Source organism: Bacillus sp. ok061, from assembly GCF_900108285.1.
Taxonomy (GTDB): Bacteria; Bacillota; Bacilli; order Bacillales; family Bacillaceae_G; genus Bacillus_A; species Bacillus_A thuringiensis_S.
In genome coordinates, this window is record NZ_FNUW01000019.1 from 36,079 (window position 1) to 48,233 (window position 12,155).

Genomic DNA, 12,155 nt, shown 5'->3' on the forward strand with positions numbered 1-12,155 from the left:
AAAAGAGCATGACAGTTTTATGTCATGCTCTTTTAACAAATTAATTCTCAAATACAAAATTAATCTTATTATCTTTCCACTCTAATTTCGCATCAAACGTTTGCTCGCCCTTTTTAAAACCTTTAATTAAATCAGTCTTTTCACCTTTTAAGAGCTTTGTCATATTCTTTTGCGAAATTGTTTTACTTAATATCTTCTTTGAAATGGTGAAATCACATTGCGTTGTATTATAGTTAGAACAACCGTAAAACGTTGACTTATCAATTACATCACCATCACATTTTTTACAGCTACCAACCTTTTTACCCGTTGTAAATTTCGATCCTTTCCGTTCAATCGATTCAACATGTAGTCCCGTGAAATCCCACTTCTCAGACATTTCCACTGCGTCTTCAATAATTTTAGCTGATAGCTTTTTCGTCTGTTCCATAAATGTAGCTGGTGAAGCTGTACCTTCACCAATTTCCGCAAGACGTTGTTCCCATTTCGCAGTCATTTCCGGTGAAGCTAGTATTTTATCACCAATTGCGGTAATTAACACTTTTCCTTTATCAGTCGCATACACTTGGTTTTTCTTTACATCTATATACTTACGGTCTTTCAGCATCGTAATAATACCTGCGCGAGTCGCTTCCGTACCTAAACCTTCTGTTTTCTTTAATACTTTCTCCAGCTCTTCATTCTCTAAATACTTACCAGCTGTTTTCATTAACGTAATAAGTTGTCCTTCTGTATAGCGCTTCGGTGGCTGTGTTTTTCCTTCTTTCACTTTCACCTTTACAACTTTTCCTTCTTCGCCTTCAGCTACAATTGGAAGAATGGTTTCGTCATCTTTATCGTCTTGGAAAATAACTTTACGCCAACCTTCTTGAATTTGCTGTTTTCCTTTTGAAATGAATTCAGCACGTTCATCTACAAGCGTTACAATCGTTGTATAGTCAAAGATTGCAACTTCATAATGAGCTGCAATAAGCCTTCTTACGATCATATCGTATATTTTCTTTTCATCACCTGATAGTCTGCTTGGGTTTGTAACTTGCTCTGTCGGAATAATTGCGTAGTGATCTGTTACTTTCTTTTCATTTACATAACGCTTGTTATTCATAATGGATTCAACCGGAGCCGGTAATAAGCCTTTATATTCATCAAACTGACTTAACTTCTGTAAAATATCAGGGAACGTCGCTGCTTCTCCTTGTGTAACATAGTTAGAATCTGAACGTGGATAAGAAACAATCCCTTTTTGATAGAGTGCTTGCGTTATATCAAGCGTCTTTTTCGGTGAAAACTTAAAGGCTTTATTTGCCGTTGCTTGCAGTGATGATAAGTTAAATAAAAGCGGCGGCTGAAACTCTTTACGCTCCGTTTTCATTTCCTTCACAACAGCCGGTTTCCCTTGGCAAAATGCCGCAATTTTATTCGCCATATCAGGGTCTTTTAAGCGGGATTCATTATCCTTTTCCCATTTTCCGTCATATTTCTTTCCTTCTATATTAAAGGTTGCAAACACTTCCCAGAAAGGCTCTGACTTAAAGTTTTCAATTTCTTTCTCTCGCTTTACAATCAATGCTAACGTTGGTGTTTGGACACGACCAGCAGAAAATACATCATTCATTCCTTTTTTCTTTAACAAAATACTAAAGACACGTGATGCATTCATACCAACAACCCAGTCAGCGCAAGATCTTGTGTATGCTTCGTAATACGTATTAATTGTATCTGATTCATCAAGTAGATTTTTAAATCCTTGGTAAATAGCTTGCTTCGTTAAAGATGAAATCCATAGACGTTTCATCGGCTTTTGCACGTTACAAAGATTAATAATATTTCGTACAATCAGTTCCCCTTCACGCCCAGCATCGCCCGCGTGAATAATTTCTGTTACCTGAGGATTATGTAACAGCTGTTTCACTACGTTAAATTGCTTATACTTTGACTTTGTTACTTCAAATTGAAAACGTTCTGGAATCATCGGTAATGTATTAAGTGACCATTTTTTCCACTCTGCGTGATAATGCTCTGGATTACATAACTGCGTCAAATGACCAATTGCCCATGTACAGTACGCTCCATTTGGAAATAACTCATTCGCTTCTACCTCTAAATATCCATCTTTCCGGCGATATTTAAACTGTGAAACAAGAGCCAACCCTTGATCTGGTTTCTCGGCAATAATTAATTTCATTTTATAACTCCCTATCTGTATTCCAGTGTTACTTTCATTGTCTATATGTTTAGAAGCGATGATAAAACAACAATCTTATTTATCATTCGCGGTTTGTCTCGCAAATGGGAGACCTATAATATTATACGCTTATTCTTTATGCCTTCACAATAGAAACTCATAATATAACAATTTCTTTCACATGCTTATAATTAAAAAAGACGCCCTAAAAAATCAAGCGTTCCTTTGCTTACATCTATGAAATTGTGCAGATAATATGCAGATATTAATAAGCATAAGTACCCTCCATATAAACATATGATGAAATGAACGATAGGACAAGGAGGTATCATAATGTTTGCTTATACGTTAACTACCTTAACACTTTGCTGTACCTCGATTCTTATTACATCCTATATTTCTAAACGTAAGGGTACCCTAATGGAGTATATGGTATTTATTATGTCTTTTAGTATGAGTATCGGTTTAAGTATTGGTTTTTACTTAGGCATTCTCTTTAAGGGGGAATTACTATATTCTACTTTGCTTGCTATTTTAATTAGTGGTTTTATCGGTTTCTTAATCGGTCTACGTTTTCACCTATATACTGCTTTAGAAGGAATGTTCTCTGGATTAATGGCAAGTATGATGGGAGCAATGATTACAGAAATGTTAAACGCTCAACAAGCTCATAGTATATTGTTCATTAGCCTTTTACTTACTATAACGATTACTATGTCCTGTGTGATTCAATTATTATCGGAGAACTTTTCTACTTTTATCCAACAGCGTTTTTTGTTATTACTTTCAATTAGTGTAGTAATTATCGTTGCCGTATTCGCGACATTTCCAAATCATGCTCCTTCACCTGGGCATAATCAACATATACATTAGTACTTGCAACAAAAATGAATAAGCAGCTATCCATAGGATAACTGCTTCCTATTATTCTGGCTTATTAGGAATGTTTTGGTTTGGAACATAGTCAGATTTATAATCTGTATAGTTCACTTCCGTTACCATCCCTGCTGAAGCATGGTGTAAATCGTGACAGTGGAACATCCACTCACCCGGATTGTCTGCTACAAAGGCTACTTCATATTCTTCACCCGGTTTTAAGTTCAATGTATCTTTTACAATTGGAGAACCTTCTATCGGTTTTCCATCTTTACTCAACAACTGGAAAAAGTGTCCGTGTAAATGCATTGGGTGATCATCCATTTTAGAACGATTTACCAATCTCACTTTTACTAAATCACCCTTTTTCACTTGAATTGGGTCAATATCCGGAAATACCTTTCCGTTAATTGTATATACCATTTCATTTCCATTCATTTGCGTATTTAAGTCCATATTATATGTGGCAGTATACTCTTGATTTAACGTGAAACTACCTAATTTTTTAGTACCATATTTCATTATATCTACTTTCGGTAATTTTTCTTTTTCGTCTGTTTTATCTTTCATCTCTTTGCTGCCATCATACTCAATAACAGCTTTCATTCCTTTTGCACCTTTATTTTTTGAATGGTCTTCAACATACCATTTCCCAGGATTATTAGCAGTAAATTCAATATCATAACGTTCACCCGGTGCGATTGAAATTACTTTATCCTTTATAACTTTTGGATCGTTTATTGGTTGACCATCTGTCGCAATTACTTTTATATCATGACCGTGAACATGTATATCATGTGATAGATAACCAGCATTAACGAGTCGAAGACGAACTTTATCTCCCTTATTCACTTTCAATGGCACTACTAAATCACCGCTTTTTCCATTGATTGTGAATAAATCATACATACTCATATCATGACCTTCCATCTTCATATTTCCATGGTCCATTCCTGTCATATTGCCAGAGTCTTTTTGATCACTGCCCATGTCCATACCGGAATGATCCATGCCGTTCTTATCGTCATTCTTTTTCGTATTTTCATCACCTTTAGATTTATTACCTATTTGCCCTTTTGTCATTTCTTTTAACTGCTTTTTAATTTCTTCTTTATCTGTAACCCATTCATCCAACATTAATGTGTAATCTTTATCATATTTTTCCTTTGTATCTTCTACAATGAGCGCTCCATACAAACCTCTATCTAATTGATTTACAGAATCTTGATGCGAGTGATACCAGTACGTTCCTTGTACGTTCGCTTCAAATTCGTAAGTGAAACTTTTTCCTGGTTCAACCGCATCTTGTGTCACGCCTGGAATTCCATCCATGTTATTTGGGACAGGATATCCATGCCAATGAATAGATACTGGTGCAGATAATTCATTTTTTAATGTCACTTTCACCTTTTCACCTTTTTTCACCCGAATTTCTGGACCAGGAGATGAGCCATTAAATGTCCAGACTGGAACAATAACACCGTTACTTAATTTTTGCTTTTCTTCTTTCGCAATTAAAGTAACTTCTGGTCCTTTTTCAACCTTCAATGGTGTTGTAGCTGTTTCAGTCTGTAGTGTTTTTTTATCATTCATATTTTTATGATCATTTGTTGTATTTGTCGTCACAGAACAGGCAGCAATTAAAAATATTACAGAGACTGTAACGGCTGCTAATACAAATCGCTTCATGGAAAATCCCTCCTTTTTCTTTTTCAAAATCATTATAGAAGTTGATTTTCAAGAAAATAAGGAGATGTAATTAGATCTTACGTAAGCTAATTGGAAGATTACTAAAAGCGGAGACATTACAAGAGGCGAATATTTTAGAAATACAAAATATTTTCCTTGTAGCGACTATACTAGCCGTTCTCGTATTTGTTTTGACGTTATTTCTTAAGAAACAATAACACTGCTATTATTAAATAAGAAAAATGTAGCTAAAATGCTCTTCACAAAAGAACTTACATTTTTGTATAATAAGAACTAATGTTCCTTACAAGAAGACAATAGACTCAAATTACACAAATATATCAAATAGAAGAGGATTGATATACGATGAAAATTGATAGACCAAAAATTTCACCAGAGTTATCTTCAAAGAATTTTCAAGATATTTTTTATGAAGAAGATCCAACATTAGAAGTGTGTGAAATTATAGACTCCACTTTCGAAAATGAATCTGTAGATAGAGTGCGATTGTATGATGCAGTGATAAAGAATTGTAAATTCACTAATACAGACTTTAGCAATATTGATATTACAGATGTTTGTTTTGAAAACTGCGATTTATCAAATGTTAATTTAAGCAATTCTTCTGTTCATAGAGTCGAATTTAAAAACAGTAAATTAATCGGGGTTAATTTTGCAGAATCTAGCTTAGGAAATGTTAAATTTGAGAATTCAATTTTGAATTTAGCAGCATTTGGGAATTCTAAACTAGAAAAAATTATATTTAATGAAACTTCATTAAATAATGCAGATTTTTTTGACTGTAAACTTAAAAAAGTTGAATTCCAATTATGTAGTCTTGATGAAGCTAATTTTGATCAGACATCACTGAAGGGGATAGATATTAGTTCTTCTACCTTTGATACACTTACAGTTTCAGTGAACGATTTAAGAGGATGTAAAGTATCAACATATCAAGCTGTTCAGTTTGCAACTTTATTAGGATTAATAATTAAAGATTAGTATTTCGAAGATAAAAAGAACCCTATCCCGAATCCTGGATTTTTTAATTGTCCACGATTCGAGATAAAGTTCAAATAAATTAGTGATGACTTTTTTATTATTTAACTACAGCTTGGTTTCCTTTTACATGTTCATTATTTACACTCATAAATTCTTCAATTTCTTCAACTTCTCTAATGATATCTTTTGATAAGTTTTCATACCCGTCTTTCGTTACAAGAATATCATCTTCTATTCGAATACCGATCGACTCTTCCTCAATATAAAGACCAGGTTCAATTGTTATAACCATACCTTCTTCTAACACTCTATCTTTATATGTTCCTACATCATGTGTATCTAAACCAAGGAAATGGCTGACACCATGATAATAGTATTTTGATAACTCTTCATCTTCTTGAATTAAACCAATTGCTTTACACTCTTCTGCCAGCACCTTTTTTGTATGCTCATTTAATGCAGCGAACTTTAATCCTGGCTTAATAATCTCTGTTGTTTCTTTTAATGCCTTTAATACAATATTATAAATTTGTTTTTGACGACTAGAGAATGTTCCATTTGCCGGGAATGTATAACTAATATCAGCGTTATAGTAGTCTTTTTGAGCACCTAAATCTAGCAATACTAAATCACCATTTTGAATTTGTGCATCATTATCTTCATAATGAAGAACTGTAGCATTTTTACCACTTGCCAAAATTGTATTGAACGCATGGTGCTTAATGCCAGATGATTTCAGTGTAAAATCAAATTGAGCTTCTAATTCATACTCCATCATACCTGCTTTTGCATGCTTAAGTACGTTGTAAATACCGTCTTGCGTTATAGCAATCGCTTCTTTAATAATTTCAATTTCTTCCTCTGTTTTAAATACTCGTAATTCACAAATGTTCGGATATACATTACCAATTGTTACGTGTGGGTATTGTTCTCTTACATGTTTAGCAAATGCTAATGTTTTTGTCTCCGTACCATTCCACTCACGACGTTCTATATCTAAATATAGATGCTTCGCATTTTCTGTAAAAAGTATATTTGACATTGTCTTTTCAAAGCTATCTAAATATACAACTTTCTTTATACCTGAAATTCCCTCTGCTTCTTCGCTAGAAACTGTTTTCCCAACCCATTTTTCCATTACTGGATCTGATTTTTCAATAAAAAGTGTCTCTTCTACACTATTCCCAAACTTTTTTAGCATAAAAATAACATTTGGTTCATCGATTCCCGTTAAGTAGTAAAAATTACGATTCGGTACAAATTTATAATGTGCATCAGCTGACATATGCGGTGCTTGTCCCGCAAATAAAATCGTAACGGATTCATCAGGTAATGTTTTCGTTAGTCTTTCTCTATTTTGAGCGAAAAATGTTGATTTCATAATAATCCCCCTAGCGTTTTATGTATAATTGTGAAACTAATTATTCAATACACTTTATTCTATTATTGTTATAATTTTTCGTCAATTTTTAACTTATTTTTAGATAGTATTGACACAAACAACTAAACAAGTTACAATAACTATAAATTAGTAAGTTACTAATTTAATTTAAAACAAGAGGTGAACAAAATGCAAAATATTTTATTCCGTATTAATGAATTATCAAAAAAAGAAAGAACATCTGGATTAACAGTTGATGAAAAACAAGAACAACAAATGTTGCGTCAAAACTATACACAAACATTTCGTGGAAGCTTAGATTCCATTTTATTAAACACAAAAATTGTTGATCAAAATGGTCTTAACGTTACACCAGCCGCATTACAAGATGCTCAAATACGTTTAAAATTAAGCAAATGAGTTCCACGCTAAAGAATTCTAATAAAACATAAACAGAGCTGGATTTCCTATATAGAAATTCCAGCTCTGTTTATTGTCTTTTTTAATTTAGTAAACGAGCGATACATCGCAATTCTCCACGACACAATCATCGCAAATGCAAGTAAGAAAAACATTCCGCTTAACTCTGCCAAATCAATTGATTGGCTTAAATATGACTTTAATGCCACGCGTACAGCTAATAAGCCTACTAAAATAAATATGAATGCTTTTGACGGTTTCATAAATATATGTTCGCCTTTTATTTCGAACTTAGTTGTTTTAATAAGAAAAATAGAAAAGATAAGCCCTATACTAATTGCCTCAACTATTTCTAACGATGTTAATCGAAACTCTGGTAAAAAGTACATCATTGCGCCTGTACTCATAAAAATTGGCGGCAATATAATTTTCTTTTTCGTTACCGGCTTTTTCGCTGCTTTAAAACGTAGAAACATTACCCCAACAGCCATACAAACTGCTACGACACTTGATAAAAGTACTATCATACTTTCCACTCCTATCTATTTAAATGACTTTTTTAGCAAAATCATAAACCAAACGAGCCCGATACTTATAATAACATGACCTAATCCAGCCATATGGCTTAAACCGTAAAAGTCAGTTCCATTTACTTGTAGAAGACCTCTCCATAGCATTGTAACAATAGTAAAGATTACTCCTACATTATAAACAACAAACCATGCACAAAAGCTCTTTGTTTCTTGTACATGAAACACTTTACATAAAGCTAAAGCAATTAAAAAGAATACAAAACCGAGCACTAATACATGTGTATGCACTAATTGCAACATTGTGGATCCTTTAATTCCTTGTGCTTTCGAATATTCTCTTGCAAATACACCTGATAATAAACCAATAATTAAGTAAATAAATGTCGCATTATATAATTTCTTCATTTTATTCCTCCTGTTGTAAACTTTCTATATTCGCTACAATCATTTTACGGAAAGTTTATGAACGGAATATGAATAAAATATTACATCCTATTTTCAAATAAAAAGCCATTTTGTTTATATTGGTTTACCCATTTCAAAATTACGGTGTCTCTTATACCAATAGCTTTACTAATTTCTCGGTAACTTTCATTTCCGTTCAAATAACGTTGAACGATGTATATTTTTTCATCAGTTGTGAATTTAACCATAGAAAAACTGCACCTCCAATTGTTAGACTGTGTCTAACAATTGGGGTGCAGTTCAGTTTTTAATGGTGGGATGCTCTTTTATAATTTATTCATTATTGATTATTTTCCATCCTGTAAGTTTCTAGCTTAATTTAAACCATTGCTTCAGTTTCTATAATTACTAAAATTACCCTTTTCTCATAACCGTCTAATATTCCTAGAATTTCCGGGATTTTTGAGTTCATGCGGTTAAGCCCTCTCAATTATTTTAGAACTTAACTAATCTTAGTTTGTAACTCCATTCCAAACATCGACATCATTATCATCTAAAATGGCTTTGATTTTATCTTTCTCAAAAACTACCAGATATTCATAAGGTAAGGCTAAAACTTGAATAATTGAAGGTCTAATTTTTAGTAGCTGATATGCGTAATATGCTTCTAATTCACCGTCAGTTTCTTCTGTTTCATCGACAGGACCGATATACCAACCAGAATCACCTTTGTCACAATCCCTAGCTCTTTGTAAATAAACCTCATCTAGTTGTAACACATTTTTTGAAGTCACTATTTTATCGCTAAACTTTATTGTTTCACCGTCAATATTTAACTGACGTAAACAATGTACTTGTTCTAATTGCACCCATAAAGCAATTGTTAGATCATCTGTAGTATCCTTAAATGGATTTTTTGTATAATCTGGGGCAATAATATGATACCCATCTTCACGTTTGGATAGAACAAAAATAGACCAACCAACTTGCATAGAAAATCTATCAACTAATTTGTTATCTTCTACTTTAGTTAGCAAATACAATAACTTTTCTATCTGGGGGCCTAAATGTTCTTCTGCTGTAGCTATTATCTTTTTACCACCTATATTTTTAACTATTGTTTTCAATGGATTGTAACCTCTCTTTTATTGATTTTTTCAAAGCTTCTCTAGCCACTGCTTCACGTTCTAACATTTCTAGTCTTATAATTTCCGGAACCTTACCGTATTTAGGGTGCCCCGGCCATGTACTCCAATCTTTTGCATTCTTAGAAGCATTTGTTGGTTTTCCAAGTCCAACAAAGTTTACATCCATATTAAGCACTTCTATTTGTTGTTCTCTCGGTAATAGGTCAAAACCTTCCATGTCCGTTATTTCTTTCATTGAAACAATGTGGTCAGCTTCAAGTTTTTCCACTTCATAACCATATACAGGATCAATTTTGGGTACGTCTGTATTTACGCTTTTTCTTATCCTATTATTGGGTGTTCTCTTCCTTAAATCTTTATATTCCTCTTTTGAAACCGCAAATTGATTTAATAAGTCTTTCGCTTCTTGGTATGCCCCACCAAGTTCATATTTTATAGAACTTTCTCCAACATCAGCATAAGCCAAACGGTTTCCAGTGTTCAACTTAAAATCAGTTAATACATTTCTATATGCAGCAGAATTAGTCATAAACGACTTTCCTTTTGCTAGGTTGCCAGCGATTGCTAACTTCCCTGCTTGTCCTGCTTTACTAAGACCTTTATCACCAATAAAACCTGTTAATAATGATGCTACACCATAGGCAGCATAGTGCTCTCTACTTTCCATATCTCCGTTCCAGAAATCATTAATAAATGAATCTGATAAAGTATTCCATGCAGCAGGAAGTGTTTCTTTATAATTAATAATTGCATCTCGCATGTTTAACCACGTTTCTTTATCGCCTAAAGCTACGAATCCTTCCCATGCATCTACAGCACCATCTACAAAACCTGTAGAAATACCAGTCCATGCATCACTTAGATCCTTTTTCTCTCTTTCCCAAGCCTTCTCGAAGTCAGATTTAGGCGAAATTTTACCGCACATTGCACCTTCTTCAATTGAATTATCAGCCTGACGATTCCTATCTTCTGTAATCGCCTGGATAGAAGTCGTCCACTCCATATTCAATCCTTGTATACTAAATGTACCACTTGCAGGACTAAAACCTTTTCCACTTTGTACTTCTGCAAGACCTGTAGCAATACTATTAGCTAATTGAATTGCTGTAGCATAGTTATTGCTAGACGTTTGATTAAATTCATGTAGATGGTCTAACTTTTCTTGAAGTTTTTTCCTCATGACAGTAAAAAGATTTGCCATAGCGTCTATACCTGGTATTGGCATAGTTTGAGTGATGGCTTCCATACTTGCTTTCATTCGGTCAATCTCTCGAATTTGTTCTAATATTTCTTGTTCAATTACATCTGCCTGAGCTACTTGTGATTGAAATTGACTTGGAAATGCATCGTTCTGACGTATTAATTCTTCACATAAGTATATGATTCCTTGTGCTAAAGGGCGAAAGGTTTCTGCGAAAAATGCTTTTGCACTATCGTAAGTTTGCCCTTGTAGAACGGTATCACTTGTAAAAGCATCAATCGATTGAATGGCTTGTTCCATACCTTGAATGGTAGCTGTACATACAGCATTCATGCTTTGAGTTTGGCTTTGTACTTCTCCCAAATACATATTTAAACTCATGCATTGACCTCCCTTGCTAATTGTTGTTGCTGGTAGGATAGGTCGTTTTCTGAATCACTAAGGTCTCGTCTTTCTTTAAGTAATGTTTCTTTTTGATTTTCTAATTCAAATGTAAGTTTTCGCTCAATGTGTTGTGCTTCTTGACGGATATTTATAAAGAAATGAGATAACTCTTTATCGTTGTGCCAAGTTTCTAAAATACGGTTAAATAAGCGGTTGCTTCGATTTTTCAATTCGTGAAAATCAGCTTCCGCTTGTTCCTGAGTTCGAAGCGCAGATTGATTTCGGTCCTGTTCTTCAAATACACTTCGTAATTTTTGATTTAACTGTTTAATTTGTTTTTTGATATCTCGATCCATTTTTTTCCTCCTAAAGTTTTATCTTTACGAAGGTGGTCATATTAGCGGAAAGTATTGTGAAGCTCGTGATCCATTCTCTCAAACTCTTTGGCTACCGAATGAATATTATCGACCGCTTGTTGAAAGGCGGTGGAAAATTGTTTCGTCAAATCTAAAACTTGTTGGTTCGCTTCTTGTGCTTTTGAATTAACTGAAAGCGTAGTACGTGTCGCCTTTTTTATAGAACGATTTGTTGCGCTTTGGATTGTATCTGAAGCTGCCCTCATTTGCGTTGCGATTTGTGTAGCGCTTTGAAAATTACTTTGAAATTGTCCCATCGTATAAACCCCTTCTATACTTAATAGAGCATGAAAATTATACCATATTAGTATAGATTTTTATATTGATAGAGAACCTTTGTTGGTAGGGCGTTTTTTAGAGTACGAAAGGTAATTCAATTATAAAAATAGCCTATCATCTTTTAATATTAATTGGGAATTTATAATGTACTTACACTACATTAATATTTAATATTTATTTTTTAAAATTTCACATGTGGTAAAATAATAAATTGATGAAAAAGGGGACGAAATATC

12 protein-coding genes and 1 pseudogene are annotated in these 12,155 nt (G+C 33.6%); 3 read left to right on the forward strand and 10 right to left on the reverse strand.

Translation table 11 applies throughout. The annotated features are described in order from the left end of the window. Positions 1-40: 40 nt before the first annotated feature. On the reverse strand, positions 41-2,185 hold the full coding sequence (gene topB / locus C4S65_RS22180) for a DNA topoisomerase III (protein WP_098285430.1): 2,145 nt from the start codon (positions 2,183-2,185) through the stop codon (positions 41-43). Between the two features lie 333 nt (positions 2,186-2,518). On the opposite strand from topB, the gene C4S65_RS22190 reads away from it, so the two are divergent. Then, positions 2,519-3,058: a hypothetical protein gene (locus tag C4S65_RS22190; protein WP_098285431.1), complete on the forward strand. Its 540-nt coding sequence runs from the start codon at positions 2,519-2,521 to the stop codon at positions 3,056-3,058. Between the two features lie 51 nt (positions 3,059-3,109). On the opposite strand, the gene C4S65_RS22195 is transcribed toward C4S65_RS22190, so the two are convergent. After that, positions 3,110-4,750 (reverse strand): multicopper oxidase family protein, encoded by a 1,641-nt coding sequence (locus C4S65_RS22195; RefSeq protein ID WP_098517115.1) that lies wholly within the window; start codon positions 4,748-4,750, stop codon positions 3,110-3,112. 366 nt (positions 4,751-5,116) lie between these two features. Here C4S65_RS22195 and C4S65_RS22200 point away from each other — a divergent pair, with 366 nt between their 5' ends. After that, entirely contained in the window at positions 5,117-5,752 is a 636-nt protein-coding gene (locus C4S65_RS22200; RefSeq protein ID WP_000687268.1) for a pentapeptide repeat-containing protein, read from the forward strand. Positions 5,753-5,849: 97 nt separating this feature from the next. Here C4S65_RS22200 and C4S65_RS22205 read toward each other — a convergent pair whose 3' ends face one another. After that, entirely contained in the window at positions 5,850-7,133 is a 1,284-nt protein-coding gene (locus C4S65_RS22205; RefSeq protein WP_097960251.1) for an aminopeptidase P family protein, read from the reverse strand. A 189-nt stretch (positions 7,134-7,322) separates the two neighbouring features. Between C4S65_RS22205 and C4S65_RS22210 the strand changes: the two genes are divergently transcribed. Beyond that, on the forward strand, positions 7,323-7,553 hold the full coding sequence (locus C4S65_RS22210; protein WP_001179621.1) for a DUF896 domain-containing protein: 231 nt from the start codon (positions 7,323-7,325) through the stop codon (positions 7,551-7,553). Between the two features lie 47 nt (positions 7,554-7,600). Here the strand turns inward: C4S65_RS22210 and C4S65_RS22215 are convergent, their stop codons facing one another. From C4S65_RS22215 to C4S65_RS22250, 7 genes and pseudogenes are all read right to left on the reverse strand, one after another. Continuing rightward, positions 7,601-8,080, reverse strand: a complete 480-nt coding sequence (locus tag C4S65_RS22215) for a cytochrome c biogenesis protein CcdC (protein WP_098838332.1) — start codon at positions 8,078-8,080, stop codon at positions 7,601-7,603. 15 nt (positions 8,081-8,095) lie between these two features. Continuing rightward, entirely contained in the window at positions 8,096-8,491 is a 396-nt protein-coding gene (locus tag C4S65_RS22220) for a DUF2871 domain-containing protein (RefSeq protein ID WP_029442003.1), read from the reverse strand. Between the two features lie 104 nt (positions 8,492-8,595). Next, a pseudogene (locus C4S65_RS22225) lies at positions 8,596-8,739 on the reverse strand (transposase); the annotation flags it as partial. Between the two features lie 264 nt (positions 8,740-9,003). Next, positions 9,004-9,618 (reverse strand): hypothetical protein, encoded by a 615-nt coding sequence (locus C4S65_RS22235; RefSeq protein WP_000849724.1) that lies wholly within the window; start codon positions 9,616-9,618, stop codon positions 9,004-9,006. Continuing rightward, entirely contained in the window at positions 9,602-11,221 is a 1,620-nt protein-coding gene (locus tag C4S65_RS22240) for a T7SS effector LXG polymorphic toxin (RefSeq protein WP_029442002.1), read from the reverse strand. Before C4S65_RS22240 ends, C4S65_RS22235 begins: the two co-directional genes overlap by 17 nt. Further along, positions 11,218-11,580 (reverse strand): DUF3958 family protein, encoded by a 363-nt coding sequence (locus C4S65_RS22245; RefSeq protein WP_000373354.1) that lies wholly within the window; start codon positions 11,578-11,580, stop codon positions 11,218-11,220. The genes C4S65_RS22240 and C4S65_RS22245 overlap by 4 nt, the downstream gene beginning before the upstream one ends. 41 nt (positions 11,581-11,621) lie before the next feature. Continuing rightward, positions 11,622-11,897, reverse strand: coding sequence for a TIGR04197 family type VII secretion effector (locus tag C4S65_RS22250; RefSeq protein WP_000529649.1), 276 nt, complete (start codon positions 11,895-11,897; stop codon positions 11,622-11,624). Between the last annotated feature and the right edge of the window lie 258 nt (positions 11,898-12,155).